General features: G+C 73.8%; 24 protein-coding genes. 15 read left to right on the top strand and 9 right to left on the bottom strand.

Annotated features, from left to right (window positions below; all coding sequences use genetic code 11):
• The first annotated feature begins 129 nt into the window (after positions 1-129).
• Positions 130-957 (top strand): SDR family NAD(P)-dependent oxidoreductase, encoded by an 828-nt coding sequence (locus tag GA0070564_RS04100; RefSeq protein WP_245669841.1) that lies wholly within the window; start codon positions 130-132, stop codon positions 955-957.
• Positions 958-986: 29 nt separating this feature from the next.
• Here GA0070564_RS04100 and GA0070564_RS04095 read toward each other — a convergent pair whose 3' ends face one another.
• A complete protein-coding gene (locus tag GA0070564_RS04095) occupies positions 987-1,490 on the bottom strand; it encodes a DUF4190 domain-containing protein (RefSeq protein ID WP_091602628.1) in 504 nt (167 codons plus the stop codon).
• Positions 1,491-1,694: 204 nt separating this feature from the next.
• Here GA0070564_RS04095 and GA0070564_RS04090 point away from each other — a divergent pair, with 204 nt between their 5' ends.
• Positions 1,695-2,891: an acyl-CoA dehydrogenase family protein gene (locus GA0070564_RS04090; RefSeq protein WP_091602625.1), complete on the top strand. Its 1,197-nt coding sequence runs from the start codon at positions 1,695-1,697 to the stop codon at positions 2,889-2,891.
• Positions 2,892-2,964: 73 nt separating this feature from the next.
• On the opposite strand, the gene GA0070564_RS04085 is transcribed toward GA0070564_RS04090, so the two are convergent.
• Together GA0070564_RS04085 and GA0070564_RS04080 are read right to left on the bottom strand one after the other, a co-directional pair.
• Positions 2,965-3,744: a hypothetical protein gene (locus GA0070564_RS04085; protein ID WP_091602622.1), complete on the bottom strand. Its 780-nt coding sequence runs from the start codon at positions 3,742-3,744 to the stop codon at positions 2,965-2,967.
• A gap of 81 nt (positions 3,745-3,825) precedes the next feature.
• Positions 3,826-4,440: a hypothetical protein gene (locus GA0070564_RS04080; RefSeq protein ID WP_091602619.1), complete on the bottom strand. Its 615-nt coding sequence runs from the start codon at positions 4,438-4,440 to the stop codon at positions 3,826-3,828.
• A 144-nt stretch (positions 4,441-4,584) separates the two neighbouring features.
• Here GA0070564_RS04080 and GA0070564_RS04075 point away from each other — a divergent pair, with 144 nt between their 5' ends.
• On the top strand, positions 4,585-5,190 hold the full coding sequence (locus GA0070564_RS04075; protein WP_091602616.1) for a TetR/AcrR family transcriptional regulator: 606 nt from the start codon (positions 4,585-4,587) through the stop codon (positions 5,188-5,190).
• A 16-nt stretch (positions 5,191-5,206) separates the two neighbouring features.
• On the opposite strand, the gene GA0070564_RS04070 is transcribed toward GA0070564_RS04075, so the two are convergent.
• The 3 genes from GA0070564_RS04070 to GA0070564_RS04060 are packed head-to-tail and all read right to left on the bottom strand — an operon-like array spanning position 5,207 to position 7,469.
• A complete protein-coding gene (locus tag GA0070564_RS04070) occupies positions 5,207-5,614 on the bottom strand; it encodes a CoA-binding protein (RefSeq protein WP_091602613.1) in 408 nt (135 codons plus the stop codon).
• A 40-nt stretch (positions 5,615-5,654) separates the two neighbouring features.
• Entirely contained in the window at positions 5,655-6,392 is a 738-nt protein-coding gene (locus tag GA0070564_RS04065) for a hypothetical protein (protein WP_091602611.1), read from the bottom strand.
• 27 nt (positions 6,393-6,419) lie between these two features.
• Positions 6,420-7,469: an Rv2578c family radical SAM protein gene (locus tag GA0070564_RS04060; protein WP_091602608.1), complete on the bottom strand. Its 1,050-nt coding sequence runs from the start codon at positions 7,467-7,469 to the stop codon at positions 6,420-6,422.
• A gap of 92 nt (positions 7,470-7,561) precedes the next feature.
• Here GA0070564_RS04060 and GA0070564_RS04055 point away from each other — a divergent pair, with 92 nt between their 5' ends.
• Positions 7,562-7,978, top strand: a complete 417-nt coding sequence (locus GA0070564_RS04055; RefSeq protein WP_091602605.1) for a thiol-disulfide oxidoreductase DCC family protein — start codon at positions 7,562-7,564, stop codon at positions 7,976-7,978.
• Between the two features lie 4 nt (positions 7,979-7,982).
• On the opposite strand, the gene GA0070564_RS04050 is transcribed toward GA0070564_RS04055, so the two are convergent.
• The 3 genes from GA0070564_RS04050 to trxA all read right to left on the bottom strand — a co-directional run bounded on the left by GA0070564_RS04050 (position 7,983) and on the right by trxA (position 9,861).
• The gene (locus GA0070564_RS04050) at positions 7,983-8,897 is read right to left on the bottom strand and encodes an HTTM domain-containing protein (protein ID WP_141714714.1); all 915 of its coding nucleotides are present in this window, start codon (positions 8,895-8,897) and stop codon (positions 7,983-7,985) included.
• A 5-nt stretch (positions 8,898-8,902) separates the two neighbouring features.
• The gene (locus GA0070564_RS04045; RefSeq protein ID WP_091602602.1) at positions 8,903-9,340 is read right to left on the bottom strand and encodes a hypothetical protein; all 438 of its coding nucleotides are present in this window, start codon (positions 9,338-9,340) and stop codon (positions 8,903-8,905) included.
• 158 nt (positions 9,341-9,498) lie between these two features.
• Positions 9,499-9,861 (bottom strand): thioredoxin, encoded by a 363-nt coding sequence (gene trxA, locus GA0070564_RS04040; RefSeq protein ID WP_091602599.1) that lies wholly within the window; start codon positions 9,859-9,861, stop codon positions 9,499-9,501.
• A gap of 548 nt (positions 9,862-10,409) precedes the next feature.
• Between trxA and GA0070564_RS04035 the strand changes: the two genes are divergently transcribed.
• The 11 genes from GA0070564_RS04035 to GA0070564_RS03990 all read left to right on the top strand — a co-directional run bounded on the left by GA0070564_RS04035 (position 10,410) and on the right by GA0070564_RS03990 (position 18,719).
• On the top strand, positions 10,410-10,925 hold the full coding sequence (locus tag GA0070564_RS04035) for a MaoC family dehydratase (RefSeq protein WP_088969668.1): 516 nt from the start codon (positions 10,410-10,412) through the stop codon (positions 10,923-10,925).
• Positions 10,926-11,004: 79 nt separating this feature from the next.
• Positions 11,005-11,517 carry a hypothetical protein gene (locus tag GA0070564_RS04030; protein WP_176730536.1) on the top strand — a complete coding sequence of 171 codons (513 nt, stop codon included), beginning with the start codon at positions 11,005-11,007 and terminating at the stop codon, positions 11,515-11,517.
• A 46-nt stretch (positions 11,518-11,563) separates the two neighbouring features.
• Positions 11,564-12,187 carry a TrmH family RNA methyltransferase gene (locus GA0070564_RS04025; RefSeq protein WP_091602594.1) on the top strand — a complete coding sequence of 208 codons (624 nt, stop codon included), beginning with the start codon at positions 11,564-11,566 and terminating at the stop codon, positions 12,185-12,187.
• Between the two features lie 39 nt (positions 12,188-12,226).
• Positions 12,227-12,949, top strand: coding sequence for a DUF6758 family protein (locus GA0070564_RS04020; protein ID WP_342672528.1), 723 nt, complete (start codon positions 12,227-12,229; stop codon positions 12,947-12,949).
• 118 nt (positions 12,950-13,067) lie between these two features.
• The gene (locus GA0070564_RS29145) at positions 13,068-13,226 is read left to right on the top strand and encodes a hypothetical protein (protein ID WP_007455302.1); all 159 of its coding nucleotides are present in this window, start codon (positions 13,068-13,070) and stop codon (positions 13,224-13,226) included.
• Positions 13,227-13,232: 6 nt separating this feature from the next.
• On the top strand, positions 13,233-14,090 hold the full coding sequence (locus GA0070564_RS04015; protein WP_091602588.1) for a PH domain-containing protein: 858 nt from the start codon (positions 13,233-13,235) through the stop codon (positions 14,088-14,090).
• A 102-nt stretch (positions 14,091-14,192) separates the two neighbouring features.
• On the top strand, positions 14,193-14,906 hold the full coding sequence (locus GA0070564_RS04010; RefSeq protein WP_245669805.1) for a SigE family RNA polymerase sigma factor: 714 nt from the start codon (positions 14,193-14,195) through the stop codon (positions 14,904-14,906).
• The gene (locus GA0070564_RS04005; RefSeq protein WP_091602585.1) at positions 14,903-16,174 is read left to right on the top strand and encodes a hypothetical protein; all 1,272 of its coding nucleotides are present in this window, start codon (positions 14,903-14,905) and stop codon (positions 16,172-16,174) included. Before GA0070564_RS04010 ends, GA0070564_RS04005 begins: the two co-directional genes overlap by 4 nt.
• A gap of 43 nt (positions 16,175-16,217) precedes the next feature.
• The gene (locus GA0070564_RS04000; RefSeq protein ID WP_091602582.1) at positions 16,218-17,099 is read left to right on the top strand and encodes a PHP domain-containing protein; all 882 of its coding nucleotides are present in this window, start codon (positions 16,218-16,220) and stop codon (positions 17,097-17,099) included.
• Between the two features lie 32 nt (positions 17,100-17,131).
• Positions 17,132-17,746, top strand: a complete 615-nt coding sequence (locus GA0070564_RS03995) for a MarC family protein (RefSeq protein WP_091602579.1) — start codon at positions 17,132-17,134, stop codon at positions 17,744-17,746.
• Positions 17,747-17,894: 148 nt separating this feature from the next.
• On the top strand, positions 17,895-18,719 hold the full coding sequence (locus tag GA0070564_RS03990) for a RecB family exonuclease (protein WP_425412421.1): 825 nt from the start codon (positions 17,895-17,897) through the stop codon (positions 18,717-18,719).
• Positions 18,720-18,737: the final 18 nt, after the last annotated feature.

The raw sequence follows: 18,737 nt of genomic DNA, 5'->3' as shown, positions 1-18,737 counted from the left end.
GGGGCGTCCCCTTCCGAGTGCCGCGTTGCCCGGGGCACTTCCAACGGGCAGGATCTCGGCATGGCACATGACGCGCGCGGCGCGGACCGGTCCGGTGGCCGCCCCAGGCGGGACGTCAGCCGCCCGGGCCTGGCCCGGCGCAGCCGTACGCCGGCCGGGGCGGGACGCGACGAGCCCGCGCCGATGTCCGACCTGGTGACGATGCGGCTCGACGGGCGGGTGGCCCTGGTCACCGGCGCCGGCAGTCCCGACGGCATCGGGTACGCGACCGCCCGGCGGCTGGCCGACCTGGGCGCCCGGGTGGCGGTCGTCTCCACCACCCGGCGCATCCACGATCGCGCTGAGGAGCTGGGGGTGACCGGCTTCGTCGCCGACCTGACCGACGAGTCGGAGGTGGGCGCGCTCGCCGACGCGGTGGCCGACCAGCTCGGCGACGTCGAGGTGCTGGTCAACAACGCCGGGCTGGCCAGCCGGGCCAGTCCCGAGGTGCTCCGCCCGGTGACGCAGCTCAGCTACGAGGAGTGGCGGGGTGAGATCGACCGGAACCTGACCACCGCCTTCCTGTGCAGCCGCGCCTTCACCGGCGGGATGGCCGAGCGGGGCTGGGGGCGGATCGTCAACCTGGCCGCCACGGCCGGCGCGGTGAACGCCCTGCCCACCGAGGCCGCGTACGCGGCGGCGAAGGCGGGCGTGGTGGGGTTGACCCGGGCGCTGGCGATGGAGACGGTCGCCGACGGGGTGACCGTGAACGCGGTCGCACCGGGCACCATCCACACGGCGTCCTCGACGCTGGTCGAGTTGAAGCAGGGCCACGGCACCCCGGTCGGCCGGCCGGGTACGCCGGACGAGGTGGCCGCCGCCGTCGCCTTCCTCTGCTCGCCGGCCGCGTCCTACATCACCGGGCAGATGCTGGTGGTCGACGGCGGGAAGAGCGTCGGCGAGTCACAGTTCCGCTGACCGCCCGGCGTCCCCGGCCGGCGCCGGGGTCAGCGGTACGTGCCGTGGTCGCCGGAGCCGGCCCAGAAGGCGAAGGCGATCCAGCCGCAGCAGGCGAGCAGCCCGAGCGCGGTGAAGACGTAGCTGAGGATCAGGCCCCAGAAGGCGAGCTGTTCGCCCTCCTCCCCGGTCTGCCGGATCTGCCGCCGGGCCAGGTGGCCGAGGACGATCCCGGCGGGGGAGAAGACGAAGGCGAAGACCAGGGACAGGACGGCCAGCACGTTCATGCCGGGCCTCGGCCCCCACTGCCCGGGGTGCTGCCCGTAGGACGGGTGCGACCCGGGCGGGCCGTACGGCGACGGCGGCGCCTCGCCGGTCGGCGGACCCCAGACCGGTGGCTGGTCGTACCGGCCGGGCTCGCCCTGCTGCCAGCCCGACGGGGGCTCGGACGCCGGCCAGCCCGCCGGCGGCTCGTACGGTGACGGCGGCTCGTCGCCGGACCGCCCGGAGGAGGGTGGCTGGTCCGGTCCGCCCGGTGCCGGTGGCTGACCCATGCTGCGTCCACCCCTTCAGCCGCGCCGCCGCCCACGGCGACGCCGCAGGTCAGGACCCCTTTCTCTTCCGGACGCTACCCGCAGCGGTGAACCTTTTCACAGCGGTTGTGTGTACCGGTCACCTTGGCCTCGCCGGGCGCGGGACCGATACTGACCGAGCGTTCAGTTACCCATGAGTAATGCGCCGATCCCCCGGAGGCTGAGATGGCCCGACTCGCCCAGACGCCCGGCCTGACCGATGTGCAGCGGTCGATCCTGGAAACCGTCCGGGAGTTCGCCGACAAGGAGATCATTCCGCACGCCCAGCGGCTGGAGCACGCCGACGAGTACCCCACCGACATCCTCGACGGGATGCGCGAGATGGGGCTGTTCGGCCTCACCATCGACGAGGAGTACGGCGGCCTGGGCGAGTCCCTGCTGACCTACGCCCTGGTGGTCGAGGAGCTCTCCCGCGGCTGGATGTCGATCTCCGGCATCGTCAACACCCACTTCATCGTGGCGTACCTGATCTCCCAGCACGGCTCGGCCGAGCAGAAGGCCCGGCTGCTGCCGAAGATGGCCACCGGCGAGGTACGCGGCGCCTTCTCGATGTCCGAGCCGGAGTGCGGCTCCGACGTCTCGGCGATCAAGTCGAAGGCCGTCCGGCAGGGCGACGACTACGTGCTCAACGGCCAGAAGATGTGGCTGACCAACGGCGCGTACTCCTCGGTGGTGGCGACCCTGGTCAAGACCGACACCGGCGCCGACTCGGTCTACGGCAACATGAGCACCTTCCTGCTGGAGAAGGAGCCCGGCTTCGGCGAGACCGCCCCCGGCCTGACCATCCCCGGCAAGATCGACAAGATGGGCTACAAGGGCGTCGAGACCACCGAGATGGTCCTCGACGGCGTCACCGTCCCCGCCTCCGCCGTGCTCGGCGGTGAGGAGAAGGTGGGCCGCGGCTTCTACCAGATGATGGACGGCATCGAGGTCGGCCGGGTCAACGTGGCCGCCCGCGCCTGCGGCATCTCCATCCGGGCCTTCGAGCTGGCCGTCGCGTACGCCCAGCAGCGGAAGACCTTCGGCCAGCCGCTCGCCCGGCACCAGGCCATCGCCTTCAAGCTCGCCGAGATGGGCACCAAGATCGAGGCGGCGCACTCGCTCATGGTCAACGCCGCCCGGCTCAAGGACGCCGGCCAGCGCAACGACGTCGAGGCCGGGATGGCCAAGCTGCTCGCCTCCGAGTACTGCGCCGAGGTCGTCCAGGAGGCGTTCCGCATCCACGGCGGCTACGGCTACTCCAAGGAGTACGAGATCGAGCGGCTGATGCGCGAGGCCCCGTTCCTGCTGATCGGCGAGGGCACCTCGGAGATCCAGAAGACCATCATCTCCCGCGGCCTGCTCAAGGAGTACAAGCTCTGAGCTTGCAAGGAGGGGCCCCCTGTTAACGTATTTCGTATAGCAGGGGCCCCTTCTTAACAGCCGGGCGCGCGGCTCACCCGCCCGTCGGCCGCTCGCCCGTCAGCCGCTCGGCCGTCGGTACGGCCGGTTCCGGTGGGGTGACCGGCAGGCCGGTCGCCAGCGCCTGCGGGCGGTGCCGGAGGTACTCGATCGCCGCGGCCAGCCGGTCCTCGGGCACCGCCGTGTCCCGGCCCCCCACCACCGGTGCCTGCTGCAACGAGGTCCACCGCACCGGCCGCAGCCGTACGCCGTCCACCCGGCCGTCGCTCCGGTGCGGGCTGACCCGGTCGATGTTCGTCCAGTCGTACACCCGGCGGCCGTGCCGGACGCCGCCGGCGGTGAGCGCGAGCCGGCCGGTGAACCGTGCCTCCTCGTAGCCGATCCGGCCCACCGCCACCGCGATGCCGGCCCACCCGACGGTCCAGGTGATCCGGCCCCACGGCCGCTCCTCGGGCAGCAGGGCGGCCACGGCCAGCGTCGCCGTCACGCCGAACAGTGCGTCCACGACGAGGTCGACCCAGCCGGCGATCGACCGGCGCGCCACCAGTCCCGGCTCGACCGCGTCCCGCCCGACCACACGCGCTGTCCAGGCCAGCCCTCCGCGCGCCGCCGGCCGCCACCGCCCCACCAGCCACTGCACCCCGGTCAGTGCCCAGGCCACCCCGGCAAGATTTCCGGCGTCCCACCGCTGCGTCCGCCACAGCCCGCCGCCGACCAACCCGGCCACCACCACGGCGACCGCGAGGGAGAGCAGCCGGCGCGGCCAGAGCCCGTCGCCGAGCGGGGGTACGCGCACCGCGCGCGGGAGTGGCATGCGCGCAGGGTGCGACGGGACGGCCAGCCATTCGTTCCGGTGCCGCAGCGCCGCGTCTCCGGCCTGAGCGTCGGCCGTCGCCTAGCCTTCCGCCCCGGGCGAGCGGACTGCCAGCTGCCCGCAGGCCCGGGCCACCAGTGCGTCCGGGTCGTCGGCGTAGAGGCGGACCTCGTGCACCGGTCCGCTGGGGCCCTTCGGCAACGGCAGGGAGAGCGGCTCGCGCAGCACCACGTCGACGCTGGTCTGGCTGGCGGCGCCGAGGTTCAGGACGACCACCTGGCCGTTCTCCTCGATCTGGACGGCTCGACTGGAGGGCAGCGACCGGTAGCGGGCGCTGACCGTGGCGACGGCCGACCAGGGCACCGTGACGTCGATCGAGGTGCCGTTGCGGATCCGCAGACCGGCATCCCCGATGACGTGCGGGTGCAACCGCAGGCTGGCGAGCAGGCCGAGCATCCAGAGCACCCCCCAGACGCCGAGCGCCACCGCGGCCCGCCGGACCCAGTCCCACGGCACGGTGTGCCGGAGGATCAGGTCCAGGACGGGGATCTCGACGATGGAGAGGGCGAGGAAGACGCCGAGGATCGGGGTCACCACGCCCGTGTAGCCGAATGCCTCCGCCCCGGTGGGCAGGGCGACGGGCCGGCGGAGCAGCCAGCGGCCGAGGCTGCGCCACATGCCGAGTTCGTACGCCATGGCCCGGCGCCACAGGCCGGCCGGCCTGGATCGGTCCTGTCCCCGCACTGCTCACCCCGCCCGGATCGCCGTTGCATTGCAGTCGTAATGTAAAACGTCGGAGGTTGCGTGTCAATACAGTTGCAATGTGACAACATCGAGGGCATGCCGAAGCGGGTGGACCACCGGGAGCGACGCGATCTGATCGCCGGCGCCCTGATGCGGGTGGCGGCGGAGCACGGGTTGGAAGCGGTCAGCCTGCGACACGTGGCCGCCGAGGCGGGCGTCACCTCAGGCATGGTGCAGCACTACTTCCGCTCCAAGGACGAGATGATGGTCTTCGCCCTCTCGGTGGTCCGCGAGCACGGCGCGGCCCGGGTGGCAGCGGCCGTCGCGGCACTCGGCGACGACCCGTCCCCGCGTACGCTGCTGCGCACCATGCTGGCCGAGCTGCTACCCCTCGACCCCGCCCGCAGTGCCGACGGCCGGGTCGCCCTGGCGTTCCTCGCCTACACCGCCGTCCGCCCGACGGTCGCCGCCGCCCTCCACCAGGACACCGCGGCGATGCTGGCGTTCGTCGCCGACCAGATCCGGTCCGCCCAGGTGACCGGCGCGGCGGACCGGCGGGTGGAGCCGGAGCCTGCTGCGGCGGGGCTGCTGGCGGCGATGGAGGGGCTCGGCGTCTACGTCCTCGGTGGGCACTACTCGGCGCAGACCGCGCTCACCGCGCTCGACGCCCAGCTCGACCTGATCTTCGGCCCGGCCGGCTGACCGCCCGATCGCCGGCTCAGCCGAGCCGGGTCAGCCCGCCAGCGGCGCGCTCGACGATCAGGCAGCGGTCCTCCACGTAGTCGATGCCGGCCTCCTCCGCGATCCGCCGCGCCTCGGCCGAGACGATGCCCAGTTGCAGCCAGACCGCGGGCGCGCCGATCGCCACCGCCTGCCGGACCACGTCGACGGCGTCCGCTGCAGGCCGGAACACGTCCACCAGGTCCACCGGGTGCGGGATGTCCGCCAACGTCGGGTACGCCCGCTCGCCGAAGAGTGCGTCGACCGTCGGGTTGACCGGGATGATCCGCCAGCCGTGGCGCTGCATCTCCAGCGGCACCCGGTGCGCGGCCTTGCCCGGGTCGCGGGACGCGCCCACGACGGCGATCACGGCGGACTCGGTGAGGATCTGACGAGCGGTACGCATCGGCCGAGCGTAACCCCGCCGTCCGGGCCCCGCCCGTGCGTCAGGCCGGGTCGCCGAGGAGCTGCCGCAGCCGGGCCAGCTCCTCCCGCGTGCCGATGGCCGCCCGATCCTCGGGATGCGTCACGTAGTGGCGCAGCACCGCCGCCAGCCGCGTCGGCGCCAGGTCCAGCTCGGTGGTGGCGACCTGCTCCCGGTTCCGCCCCCAGCCGCTGCCCCGGAGCAGTTCCGGCCGCTGGACCGGCAGCGAGATCGCACCGAACCCGCGACCCGACCCGACCCGCCCGACCGGGTCCAGCGCCGCCCACGGCACGAAGACCTCCCGTTCCAGGTGCCGGTGGGTGACGCCGTCCGGGGTCAGTTCCACGCCGGGTGCCCGGCGCCAACCGAGCAGCACCGTCCCCACGGCGACGAGCCCGGAGAAGGCCGCCAGTCCCAACCTCCACCGTTCGTGCCCGGTGTCGAGCGCGATGTCGACGGCCGCGTACGCCGAGAATCCCGTCCACAGCGGCACGGAGCTGACGCCGGCGCGCGGCGGCACGTAGTAGGTCCGCGCCGGCTCGTCGAGCCGCAGTTCGCCGTGCGCGGGCCGGCGCTGGATCCAGAACAGCAGGCCGGCCAGCACCAGCGTGCAGCTCGCACGCAGCAGATCGGCCAGGCCGCTCAGGCCAGCCCGGCCGTCCGCCCAGCGGGCCAGCAGGGCGGCGGCCACGCCGAGCAGGAGGGCGACCACCATCCGGACCCGCTGCCGCCACCGCGCCGCGACCATGCTCTCCGCCATGGCGGCCACAGTAGACGGATCACCCCGTCACAGCAGGGTGAGCTGCTCCGCCGGTGCGGGCGTGGGCGCCGGCTCGGGGAGGCGGCGGTTGTCGCCGACCTCGCCCCGGTGCAGGCCGTGCCGGCGGGCCGCGATCCGCACCCGCGCGGTCAGCTCCCGCTGGTACGCCTGCGGCGCGTACGCCCCGGCGCGGTAGAGCTCGCGGTAGCGGGGGACCAGGTGGGGAAACTCCCGGGCCAGCCACTGCGCGTACCACTCGCGGGCGCCGGGGCGCAGGTGCAACGCCAGGGGCGTCACGCTGGCCGCGCCGGCCGCCGCGACCGCCGAGACGGTTGCATCGATCGACTCGTCGTGGTCGCTGAGCCCGGGCAGGATCGGGGCCATCAGCACCCCCACCTCGAAGCCCGCGTCGACCAGGGTGCGGACGGCGTCGAGCCGGCGTCGAGGGCTGGGGGTGCCCGGCTCGACGGACCGCCAGAGCGCCTCGTCGACGAAGCCCACCGAGAAGGAGAGCCCGACCCGGGTCACCTCGGCGGCGTGGCGCAGCAACGGCAGGTCCCGCAGGATCAGGGTGCCCTTGGTGAGGATCGAGAACGGGTTGGCGAAGTCGCGCAGCGCCTCGATGATCGGCGGCATGAGCCGGTAGCGCCCCTCGGCGCGCTGGTAGCAGTCCACGTTGGTGCCCATCGCGACGTGCGCGCCCCGCCAGCGCGGAGCGGCCAGCTCGCGGCGGACCAGCTCACCGGCGTTGACCTTGACGATCACCTTCCGGTCGAAGTCGTCCCCGGCATCCAGGTCGAGATAGGTGTGAGTATTTCTCGCGTAGCAGTAGGAGCAGGCATGACTGCATCCACGGTACGGGTTGATCGTCCACTGGAACGGGACGTGCGACTCGCCCGGCACCCGGTTGATGATCGACTTGGCGCGTACCTCGTAGAAGGTCATCCCGGCGAAGCCGGGGGTGTCGAAGGTGCGCGCGACGGCGCCGGGCAGCGCCAGCGGCAGGGGTGGCGTCGCTGGCGCTGACCCGTCGGGATGCCCCTCGTCCGGGGGAGCGGAGAGGTTCTCCCAGCGCATGGCCACTATTCGAACACGTGTACGAGCGCCGCGCAAGTGACGCGCCGGACACCTGCCCCCGCGGCGCGGGCGGTGGGTGGAGGATTGGGGGCATGGAGACGTCGACCTTCGTCTACGACGGCGACTGCGCCTTCTGCAGCCGCTGCGCCGAGTTCATCGAGCGCCGCATCCCCACCGGTGCCCGGGTGCTGCCCTGGCAGTTCGCCGACCTCGACGCGCTCGGCCTGACCGAGGCGGAGTGCGAGGAGGCGGTGCAGTGGGTCGGCGCGGACGGCTCCCGCGCCGCCGGTCCGGACGCCATCGCCCGGCTGCTCGACGACAGCGCCCCGGTGTGGCGGGCCGCCGGCCTGGGGCTGCGGTTCCCGCCGGTCCGGGCGGCGGCCTGGCCCGCGTACCGCTGGGTGGCCCGCAACCGGCACCGCCTGCCCGGCGGGACCGCGGCCTGCTCGCTGCCGCAGGAGGCCAGGGAGCGGTTGTACGGCCCGACCGGCCGGCCCGCCGACTCCTGAGCCGTCAGCCGGCCGGGTCGGCGGCGGGCACCGGCCCGACGAGCCGCCCCGGGTCGTCGCCGACGGGAGGCTCGGGCTCACGCCCGTCGGGAGGCTCGGCGCCGGCCGGTCGCCGCAGCCAGGTCAGCGGGCGGACCCGCTCCAGCGGCAGGAAGCTGGTCATCGCCGCCAGGTGCGGGGCGAACGAGATGGTGATGGTCGCCATGGTGACGGCGTGGAACGAGTAGAAGAAGCCGACCATGGCCAGCCGCCAGCGTTCGGGCAGCAGGAAGACCACCGGGCTGAGCAGCTCGAACGCCACGATCCCGAACTGGGCGACGATCAGCAGGTAGGGCACCTGGGCGATCAGGTCGGCGAGGTCGGTGCCGCGCCGGATGATCGCCCGGGCGAGCACCGAGCCGGTGACCCAGTCGATCCCGCCGAAGCGCAGCTTCGCCCAGGCCGCGAGGAAGTACGTGCAGATGACGGCGATCTGGGTGACCCGCAGGGCCCAGCCGCCGGCCTCGCTGCGGGTCGGGTCGCCGTGCCGGGCCCGGCCGACGGTCGCCAGCGCGGCCAGCGCCACCAGCAGGCCGACCCGGTCGTGGTCGACCTTGCCGTAGCTCATCGCGATGAGCATCCACTCGAAGTAGAGCGCGAAGACCGTCCAGCCGAGCAGTCGGGGGGCGCGGCCGGTGGCGGCGAGCAGGCTGAGCGTCAGCAGCGCCCAGAAGACGGCGGTGACCCCGGCGGTGGTCGGGGTGGGCAGGTGCAGCAGGCGGCCGACGAGCAGCGGCCGGTAGAGGTCGCCGGGCACGTCGGCGCGGCTGCGTACCCAGGGGGTGAAGACCAGCAGGTCGGCGACGACGAAGAGGTGGATCAGGGTACGGAAGGCGGCGACCCGGCCGAGTGGGACCGGCTCGGTCAGCCAGCGGCCGATGCGGCTCACCGGACCTCCCAGCTGGCCACCGTCTGGTCGGTGTGCCGACCGGTCGGGCGGCCGTCGTGGATCCCGTGCCAGCGGATCACGATGCGTACCTCGGCCAGCGGCGGGGCGTCCGGGTGCCGCTCGGCGTACGCGTCGGCGACCTGGCGCAGCAGCGTCGGGTCGGCCGTGTAGCGGTTCTGCTGCCCCTCGATCTCGGCCCGCCGGATGCCGGTGGCGGCCTGGTCCAGCTCGATCACCCGCCCGGTCCGGTCGACGCCCTCCACCCGGGTGTCGGGGGCGGGCTCGTTCGGTGGGTTGCTGGTCGCGTACATCCGGAACGGGCCTAACGGGAAGTCGTCGTCGGACCCCCACAGGGTGCCGGCCAGCAGCAGGGCCAGGCAGAGCGTGGTGGCGCCCAGCCGCACCCGGCGACCGCCGCTGGTCAAGGTCTCCATCGGCTCGTGACGATACGGGAAGAACGGCCGGAAAGGGTCCTGCCCTCGTCCATTCGTCGCTGCCCGTGTCGGCAGACGCCGAGGTGGTCGGCCGCGCGGAAACGGCGCCGGCCGGACCCCTGCCAGGGGTCCGGCCGGCGCCGGGTGTTGCGGGTCGATCAGTGGCTGTGGTCGGCCAGCTTCTTGCGTACGTCGTCCATGTCGAGCGCTTCGACCTGCTCGATCAGGTTCTCCAGGGCCGACTCGGGCAGGGCGCCCGGCTGCGCGAAGACGATCACGCCGTCCCGGATCGCCATGATCGTGGGGATCGAGCGGATGTCGAACTTCGCGCCGAGCGCCTGCTGGGCCTCGGTGTCGACCTTGCCGAAGACGATCTCCGGGTGCTTCTCCGAGGAACGCTCGTAGACCGGGGCGAACCGCTTGCACGGGCCGCACCAGTCGGCCCAGAAGTCGACCAGGACGATGCCCCCGCCCTCGGTCACCTCGTCGAAGTTGGCCGTGGTCAGCTCAACGGTAGCCATTGCAATCTCCGATCACCGCGTATCACCTACGTCCCGTGGAACCAGGTCCGGTCTCTGGGAATTCCCGGTGCGGGAGTGGCGAAACGCCGGCCCGGCGGGTGCGGCCCGGACCGTCGGACATTCAGGATCTTCGGTGCCTTGGCTCCCTGCCGTCCGCAAGTGCATGACGCACTTGCGTGACCAGATGTGATGGGAGCGTTTCCAAGGAGATCTGCCGGGGATCCGGCTACGAATCGGTAACTTCGGGCTTGACAAGGGCTGATCCGACCTGCAGAGATCGCTCAGCCGACAAGATCAAGCAACGGAGGGTAGTGTTACAAAAAGATAAATGTGATGTCGGTCTCTGTCGGTGCCGTCCGCCCGTACGGCAGAATCTTCGACATCAGAGCGTGGGCGGCGGGTGCCGGGGAGGGCCCCGCCGCTCATTGCGTCTCCCCCGGTTTTCCCCGGTGTGACTTTTCCGCACGGCCCCCGACCCCGGCGTCGACCCGCCGACCGGTAGTGCATGCTGTGCCGAACTCCATCGCCGCCCGTCGAAGGGGACAAGGATGCAGTTCGGCCGCTACTACGAGGAGTTCGAGGTCGGCGCGGTCTACCGGCACTGGCCCGGCAAGACGGTCACCGAGTACGACGACCACCTCTTCTGCCTGCTCACCATGAACCACCACCCGCTGCACATGGACGCGCACTACGCCGAGTCGGCGAGCCAGTTCAAGCGCAACGTCGTGGTGGGCAACTACATCTACTCCCTGCTCCTGGGCATGTCCGTACCGGACGTGAGCGGCAAGGCGATCGCGAACCTGGAGATCGAGTCCCTGCGGCACGTCGCGCCGACCTTCCACGGCGACACGATCTACGGCGAGACCACCGTGCTGGACAAGCGCGAGTCGGCCTCCAAGCCCGACCGCGGCGTGGTGGCCGTCGAGACCCGCGGCTACAACCAGGACGGCACGCTGGTCTGCGTCTTCCGCCGCAAGGTGATGGTCCCCAAGCGGGAGTACGCCGCCGCGGCCGTCGCCGAGGGCGTCGACCCCGAGCGGCCCAGCTTCCCCGAGCCGCGCTGACGCCGTACCCCACGTCGGGAGGGCCCCGGTTCCGCCACGTTCCGGCGGGGACGGGGCCCTTTTCGCGATCTGCGGGCATATGCTGACGCCGGAGGTTGCCATGAGCCACTCCCTCGCCGGAGAGCCGCCCTCTGCCGGTCGCCGTGCCGCACCGCTGACCACCGCCGTCTACTCCGCCGCCGAGTGGGAGTTGCTGACCAGCCTGCCCGGACGGGTGCTGGTGGCCGCCGCCGCGCCCGGCCCCGGCCGCCCCCACCGGGGAGTCACCGCCGGCCTCGCCGGCCTGGACGCCGTCGCCGCCGGCCGGGCCTTCGACAGCGACCTGGTCCGGGCCGTGGTCGCCGCCATCTACGCCCGCCACGACGGGGCCCAGCCGCCGACCGCCCGGCTCACCGACGTGGTGGACCTGCTCGCCGCCTGCCGGGCGACCGTACGCGTGCTCACCCGCCGGGCCGACCCGGCCGACTCGGCGGCCTACCGGCAGTGGGTGGAGTCCGTGGCCGCCCGGGTCTGCCGGGCCGCAGGCGCGGTGCCCAGCCCCGCCGACCGGCGCTTCCTCGACCGGCTCGGCGTGGCGCTGGGCCTGCGCTGAGCCCCCGCGCCGGCACCGGCCGTCCGGGCCGTACGCTCTGGAAACCGTGACCGACGACCAGCTCGACGTGGGTGTGGGGCCGTGGCCCGGCGACCCGCCGGACGACCCGCGGTACGACCCGGAGCTGCTCGCCGACGGCGACCGGCGCAACGTCGTCGACCGGTACCGCTACTGGCGGCGCGAGGCCGTGGTGGCCGACCTGGACCTGCGCCGGCACGACTTCCACGTGGCGATCGAGAACTGGCAGCACGACTTCAACATCGGCACGGTGGTGCGCAACGCGAACGCCTTCCTCGCCGCCGAGGTGCACGTCGTCGGCCGGCGGCGGTGGAACCGGCGCGGGGCGATGGTGACCGACCGCTACCAGCACGTGCGGCACCACCCGACGATCGAGGAGTTCGTCGACTGGGCGGCCGGGGAGCGGCTGCCGGTGGTCGGCATCGACAACCTCCCGGGCTCGAAGCCGCTGGAGAGCGGCACCCTGCCCCGGCGGTGCGTGCTGCTCTTCGGCCAGGAGGGACCGGGACTGTCCGAACCGGCCCGGGCAGCCTGCGCCGAGCTCTTCTCGATCGCCCAGTACGGCTCCACCCGGTCGATCAACGCCGGAGTGGCCAGCGGCATCGCCATGCACGCCTGGATCCGCGCGTACGCCGGCCCACCGCCCGCCTGACCCGGCCCGACCGGGTGTCCCGGGCGCGCCCGGCTTGACGTGCCGGCGGCCCGGGGTGACGGTGGAGTGGTGAGTGTCACGACGAGTTGTCCCCGGTGCGGTGGGACGGTCCGGCCGCCCGACCTGATGAACAGCGGCTCGCGCTGCCCGCGGTGCGGACCGGTGGCCCCGCTGCACGTCCCCGAGCACATCAACGCGGAGATCGTGACCAGCGTGGTGGAGCGGCTCGCCGGCGGGTCGGACGGCGGTCCCCGGCCACCGCTGTGGTGTCCCTGGCCGCTGCCGCCGGGCTGGACCATGACCGGGGTGGCCTGGGCCGGCGACGAGAACGCGGAGGTGCGGGCCACGGCCGTGGCCCTCGCCGGCCCGGCCCCGCTCGGCGGCGGTCCGGCCGATCTGGTCCTCGTCGCCGAGGAGCCGGGCGTCGGTCTGGGCAACCGCTTCGCCGGGGTGCCCGGTCCGGATCCCGGACCGGAGTTGGCCGAGGCGTTGGCCGAGCCCGGCCGGGGTCATCCGGAGCGGGTGGCACACGCCAAGATCCGGGTCGCCGGCCATCCGACTCCACTGTGGTTGGTCAATTCTTCGACAGATCGAAGTGCGTACGCCGGCGAGGCTCGGGGAATGTGGCTCCATGCGATAGCCTGGCCGGCGAGTGCGGGTCACCTCCTCGCGGAAGAAGTCGTGCTGCACGACCTCGCCGAGTGGACTCCGCCCGAACTCGTGTACGGCGCACCATCTCCGTACCTGCACGGTCAGGCCTGACGGCCAGGCCGGGCGAGTTGGGGACCGGTGCGCAGATATTCACTCTACGACACGATCCTGATACTCTGGGTGCCGCTGCGGTAAACGGACCCGGCGCCGCGCGAGAGGATGGCCCGCCATGGTCAAGAAGGTCCTCACCTGGGCCGGAATCGCTTTCTTGATCTTCTTCGTCGCCTATCGGCCCAACTCGGCGGCGGATGTGTTCAAGTCCCTCGGGGGCGGCATCATGGACATCGCTCAGGGCTTCGGCGACTTCTTCACCAGTCTCGTCGCCTAGCCGCCGATGGGAAGCCCCTCCGGTCCGCCCTTCGATCCCGACGACCCCGACTGGGCCCGCCGGGACACCGAACCGATCCCGCGGCACCGGCCCGACGACGGGCCGGGCTACGGGTCCGGTGCGGGGTTGTCCGACGGTCCCTCCCTTTCGGACGACATCGGCTTCGGTCCCGGTCCGGGCTACGCCGGCGAGGGACGGTCCTGGGCGCGTGATCCGGACGAGCCGCCGGTCATCTCCGAGGAGGAGCTTTCCGGCCTGCGGGTGGACGCCTCCGGCATGCCGCTCGGTCCCCGCCGGGTGCTGCCCCTCGAGGACGAGCCCAGCTCGCTGGTGGCCCGCTACCTCTTCCCCACCGAGCGCTACCGGGGCGAGTGGAAGCGGCACTGGATCCACCTCTCCACCCCGCTGCTGATCGGCATCGCCGCGACCTTCGTCCTCGGCTACCTCTCCGGCTTCCTCGCCGGCCGGGACGTCGGGGCGCTCACCACCATCGCGGTGCTGCTCTGGTTCGCGGTGATGGGCTGGGTCGCCTGGCGCGTCGCCGACTGGTGGTACGACCGGTTCATCCTGACCAACAAGCGGGTGATGGTCGTCAACGGCATCGTGACCCGCCGGGTCGCGATGATGCCGCTGGTCCGGGTCACCGACATGAAGTACGAGCAGACCCCGACCGGTCGCGCGCTCAACTACGGCACGTTCGTGCTGGAGTCCGCCGGCCAGGAACAGGCACTGCGCGAGATCAAGAATCTGCCCAACCCCAACGAGCTCTACCTGCGCGTCGTCGAGGAGATGTACGAGCCGCAGGCGGTCGAGGCGCGGTTGGGCAAGGAGGCGGACGAGGCGAAGGCCGACGACGGGGCGTGAAACTTTCCGACCGAACATCGGCGGAAGCTCGCACCTTTTGCCCTCGACCCGACCCGCCCGGCCATGGCAGCCTGCCAGGCAGGACGGGGCGAGGAGGTACCGGTGGCTGCCAGGGATCCCCTGGAGGAGGAGTTCCGCGAGTTCGTCGCGGCGCGCTCCGCCGCCCTGCTGCGCACGGCGTACCTGCTCGCCGGGGACTGGGCCACCGCCGAGGACCTGCTCCAGACCGCGCTCACCAAGACCTACCTGGCATGGAAGCGGCTCGGCGGGATCGAGGCGATCGAGCCGTACGCCCGCCGGGTCATGGTCAACACGTCGACCAGCTGGTGGCGGCGGCGCTGGCACGGTGAACGTCCGACCGAGGTGCTGCCCGAGCTGGCCGGGACCGACGAGATCGAGCAGCAGCTCGACCGGGACGTCCTCTGGCGGCACCTGAGCGCCCTGCCGGCCCGCCAACGGGCGGTGCTGGTGCTGCGCTTCTACGAGGACCTCTCCGAGGCGCAGACCGCCGCCCTGCTGGAGATCTCCCCGGGCACCGTCAAGAGCCAGACCTCCCGGGCCCTGGGCACGCTGCGCCGCCGCCTCGGCGAGGCCGCCGCCGCCGAGCTGGCCGAGCGGGAGCCGGCCGCCGGGACGCGGCCGACCCCGCGTACCCCCGAGCGGCCCACGCCCCGACCCGCCCGGCCGGCCGCCGCCCCGCCCACCGCGCCGGTCCCGCCGCCGGCCACCCGGTCGGCCGCGCCGGGCGGGCCGGCCCGGGCCGCGGCGCTGGCCGGTGGCACGTCGACCGCCGCCTCCGGCCGGGAGACCCGGTGAGCGCCGTCCGTCCGCCGGCCGACAACCGGACGGGCCGGCCGGAGCGTTCTAACGCCGTGGGGCAGGACGAGCTGGAGCGGGCGCTGCGGGAGATGCTCTCCCGGCAGGTGGACATGCGGCCGGCCCCGGTGCTCGCCGACCCCGCCGACCGGATCGTCCGCCGGGCCGGCCGGGCCCGTCGCCGGCGGGTGGCCGCCGGCACCGCGGCGGCCGCCGTGGCCACCGCGCTCGCCACCGCCGCCCTCGGCCAGTTCGGCGGCCCGACCGGCGGGACGGCCGGGCCGGTCGTGGTGGTGGTCGACCCGGACGCCACCGGAGCACCCCCCGGTCCCGTCGACCCGCCCACCGGCGGACCGGTCCGCGCCGAGGTCGACCTGGTCGTCGGCACCACGCTGACCTCCACCAACGGCCAGCGGGTCGACCTCACCGGCGTCGGGCCGGTGGAGCGGGCCCAGCGGGTGGCGGGCGCCGACGGCTGGCTGCTGGTCGGCCCTGAGACGCTGGCCGGCCGCACGCTCTGGTCGGTGCGGCCCGGGACGGCGCCCCGGGTGCTGCTGGCCGGCGCGCGGGCGATCGCCCTCTCGCCCGACGGGCGGCAGGTCGCCTGGCGCGACGGCCGGGAACTGGTGGCCGCCGGGGTCGTCGGCGGTCAACTGGTGGCGACGGTCCGCGTTCCGGCGCCCGCCCGCGCGGTCCCCACCGGTTTCCTGGGGGCGACGGTGGTGGTCCGCCCCGACGCGCTCCGACCCGGGTACGCGCTCTGGCGGCCCGGCGCCGGCCCGGTGCCGCCCGGCACCAACCACGCCACCACCGCCGTCTACGGGGCCCGGCCCGGCGGGCAACTGGTCGCCCAGGTCCGCTCCGGCCAGACCCGACGGGCCTGCCTGGCGCTGCTGGACGCGGCCCGCGCCCTCGCCCCGATCCACACCGACTGCGCCGTCGAGATCAGCGACGACGGCCGGGGCGTGGTCTCCCCCGACGGTCGCTGGCTGCTGCTCAACGGCCGGGCGGCGGGTGACGGCGACGACCGGGCGCTCCTGGTCGACCTGACCGGCCTGGGCGCGGCGGCCGTCCGCCCCGCCGGCCCGCCGCTGACCGCCGAGGCGTCCTGGGTGTCGCCCACCGCCGCCGTCTACGTCGACGGAGCGGGTGAGCTGGTCCGGGTCCGGGTCGACCGGGTGCTCGCCGGTGAGGTGGCCACCGGCGACCCGGTCACCGGGGTGGCCCCCGGTGACCGACCGGTGGTGGTGACCGGATCCGCCCGCTGAGCCTGACCCCGCGGGCCGCCGGTGGTCCCGGTAGCGTCGGGCGATGACCCCGCCCACCGTGCCGGCCGGCGCCCGGATCGACCTGCACGCGCACTCGACCGCCAGCGACGGCACCCTCACCCCCGCCGAGCTGGTACGCGCCGCCGCCGACGCGGGACTGGACGTCGTCGCGCTCACCGACCACGACACCACGGCCGGTTGGGACGCGGCGGTCCGGGCGTTGCCACCCGGCCTGTCCCTGGTCCGCGGCGCGGAACTCTCCTGCCGGTGGCACGGTGCGGAGCCGGCCCTGCCGCTGCACCTGCTGGCGTACCTGTTCGACCCGGCGGAACCGGAACTGGTCGCCGAGCTGGCCCGGGTGCGGCAGGCCCGACGGGAGCGGGGCGAGCGGATCGTCCGGCTGCTCCAGGCCGACGGGATCGACGTGAGCTGGTCGGAGATCCTCGCCGGCGCGGCCGGCGGGACGGTGGGTCGCCCGCACATCGCCGCGGCGCTGATCCGCGCCGGCCTGGTCGCCACCACCACCGAGGCGTTCGGCCCGGACTGGCTGGGGGAGCGGTACCGGCTGCCCAAGGAGGACATCGACGTGTTCCGGGCGGTGGCCCTGGTCCGGGCGGCCGGCGGGGTGCCGGTCTTCGCCCACCCGCGGGCCTCCCGACGCGGCCGGATCGTCCCCGACGAGTTGATCGCCGACCTGGCGGCCGTCGGCCTCGCCGGACTGGAGGCCGACCACGAGGACCACACGCCGGCCGAGCGGGCGCACGTCCGCGGGCTCGCCGCCGAGTTGGGCCTGCTGGTCACCGGCTCGTCGGACTTCCACGGCAGTCACAAGACCGTCCGGTTGGGCGCGCACACCACCACGCCGTGGGCGTACGAGCGGATCGTCGCGGAGGCCGCCGGGGTGACCCCGGTCATTTCGACCTGATCCCGCCGCGCCCGCGCGGCTACCGTGTCCGGGTGGATCTCAAGCTCTTCGGCGAGGTCTTCGTGACCCTGCTGGTCATCACCGACCCGCCGGGCATGATGCCCATCTTCCTCGCGCTCACCGGGCCGCTGCCCGCGCGCGACCGGAACCGGGCCGCCTGGCAGGCGGTGGCGCTGGCGCTCGGCGTGATCGTGATCTTCGCGGTCGCCGGGCAGACGCTCCTGGCGTACCTGCACGTGGACCTGCCCGCGTTGCAGGCCGCCGGTGGTCTGCTGCTGGTGCTGGTCGCCCTGGAGCTGCTCACCGGCAAGGCGGACGACCCCAGTCAGCAGGTCACCTCGAACATCGCGCTGGTGCCGCTCGGCACCCCGCTGCTGGCCGGCCCCGGCGCGATCGTCGCCACGATGCTCTTCGTCCAGCAGGCCCAGGGGTTCGGCGACTTCTCGGCCATCGCCGCCGCCATCGTGGCCGTGATGGTGGCGGTCTGGATCGTGCTGCGCTTCTCCGGCGGCATCGTCAAGATCCTCCGGCCCGGCGGCATCGAGGTGCTCACCCGGATCGCCGGCCTGCTGCTCGCCGCGATCGCGGTCCAGCTCATCGCGGACGCCGTCGCCGCCTTCGTCACCCAGTACATCCGGATGGCCTGACCGCGGCGGGCCCCGCCGGCGGCTGTCGTACCGGGGTGGCAGGATCGCTGGCGTGCGACGATCCTCCCCAGCCGGTCGCCCCGGCACCGGTGGCCGGGCTCCCCGTCCCCGCGCGGCCGACCAGCCCGAGCAGCTCGGCTTCGCGGGCATGCCCGAGCGGCTCTTCGTCTGCACCCCGAGCAAGCTCGGCGCGTACGAGGACTGCCCGCGCCGCTACCGCTACTCCTACGTCGACCGGCCGGCCCCGCCCAAGGGGCCGCCGTGGGCGCACAACTCCCTCGGCGCCAGCGTGCACACCGCCCTGAAGAACTGGTACGCGCTGCCCGCCGAGCGGCGCCGGCCGGAGGCGCTGCCCGCCCTGCTGCGCGGCACCTGGGTACGCGAGGGCTACCGCGACGACGAGCAGGAGCGCTCCGCGTACCAACGCGCCCTGGCCTGGCTCGAGTCGTACGTGGCCGCCCTCGACCCGACGGACGAACCGCTCGGCGTCGAACGGGTGGTGGCGGTCCGCACCTCGGTGCTCGCCTTCAACGGCCGGACCGACCGGATCGACTCCCGCCCCGGGCCGGACGGGCCCGAGCTGGTGATCGTCGACTACAAGACCGGCCGGACCGGGCTGGACGCCGACGACGCCCGGGGCTCCCAGGCGCTGGCGCTCTACGCGTACGCGGCCGAGCGGACGTTCCGCCGGCCCTGCCGCCGGGTCGAGCTGCACCACCTGCCCACCGGCACCGTCGCCGCCCACGAGCACACGGTCGACTCGCTGGCCCGGCAACTCGACCGGGCCGAGGCGACCGCCCGGGACATCATCGCCGCCGAACGCTCGGTCACCGACGACGCCGACCCCGACGACGCCTTCCCCACCAACCCGGGCCCCCGCTGCGGCTGGTGCGACTACCGCCGTACCTGCCCCACCGGCGCCCAGACCCCCGCCAAGGAGCCCTGGGCCGCCGTCGACCGCCCCACCCCCTGACCCGCCCGGAACCGGGGG

It is taken from the genome of Micromonospora mirobrigensis, assembly GCF_900091555.1.
GTDB lineage: Bacteria > Actinomycetota > Actinomycetes > Mycobacteriales > Micromonosporaceae > Micromonospora > Micromonospora mirobrigensis.
Note: the sequence above shows the minus strand (reverse complement) of the source record. Positions and strands in the feature narration are given on the sequence as shown.

Coding starts and splice junctions, on each gene's coding strand:
- GA0070564_RS04015 (WP_091602588.1), top strand. CDS start 13,233: ATGGGAAGCCCCTCCGGTCCGCCCTTCGATCCCGACGACCCCGACTGG.
- GA0070564_RS04090 (WP_091602625.1), top strand. CDS start 1,695: ATGGCCCGACTCGCCCAGACGCCCGGCCTGACCGATGTGCAGCGGTCG.
- GA0070564_RS04045 (WP_091602602.1), bottom strand. CDS start 9,340: ATGGAGACCTTGACCAGCGGCGGTCGCCGGGTGCGGCTGGGCGCCACC.
- GA0070564_RS04000 (WP_091602582.1), top strand. CDS start 16,218: ATGACCCCGCCCACCGTGCCGGCCGGCGCCCGGATCGACCTGCACGCG.
- GA0070564_RS04095 (WP_091602628.1), bottom strand. CDS start 1,490: ATGGGTCAGCCACCGGCACCGGGCGGACCGGACCAGCCACCCTCCTCC.
- GA0070564_RS04075 (WP_091602616.1), top strand. CDS start 4,585: ATGCCGAAGCGGGTGGACCACCGGGAGCGACGCGATCTGATCGCCGGC.
- GA0070564_RS04035 (WP_088969668.1), top strand. CDS start 10,410: ATGCAGTTCGGCCGCTACTACGAGGAGTTCGAGGTCGGCGCGGTCTAC.
- GA0070564_RS04080 (WP_091602619.1), bottom strand. CDS start 4,440: ATGGCGTACGAACTCGGCATGTGGCGCAGCCTCGGCCGCTGGCTGCTC.
- GA0070564_RS04055 (WP_091602605.1), top strand. CDS start 7,562: ATGGAGACGTCGACCTTCGTCTACGACGGCGACTGCGCCTTCTGCAGC.
- GA0070564_RS04060 (WP_091602608.1), bottom strand. CDS start 7,469: ATGCGCTGGGAGAACCTCTCCGCTCCCCCGGACGAGGGGCATCCCGAC.
- GA0070564_RS04070 (WP_091602613.1), bottom strand. CDS start 5,614: ATGCGTACCGCTCGTCAGATCCTCACCGAGTCCGCCGTGATCGCCGTC.
- GA0070564_RS04065 (WP_091602611.1), bottom strand. CDS start 6,392: ATGGCGGAGAGCATGGTCGCGGCGCGGTGGCGGCAGCGGGTCCGGATG.
- trxA (WP_091602599.1), bottom strand. CDS start 9,861: ATGGCTACCGTTGAGCTGACCACGGCCAACTTCGACGAGGTGACCGAG.
- GA0070564_RS03990 (WP_425412421.1), top strand. CDS start 17,895: ATGCCCGAGCGGCTCTTCGTCTGCACCCCGAGCAAGCTCGGCGCGTAC.
- GA0070564_RS04085 (WP_091602622.1), bottom strand. CDS start 3,744: ATGCCACTCCCGCGCGCGGTGCGCGTACCCCCGCTCGGCGACGGGCTC.
- GA0070564_RS29145 (WP_007455302.1), top strand. CDS start 13,068: ATGGTCAAGAAGGTCCTCACCTGGGCCGGAATCGCTTTCTTGATCTTC.
- GA0070564_RS04030 (WP_176730536.1), top strand. CDS start 11,005: ATGCTGACGCCGGAGGTTGCCATGAGCCACTCCCTCGCCGGAGAGCCG.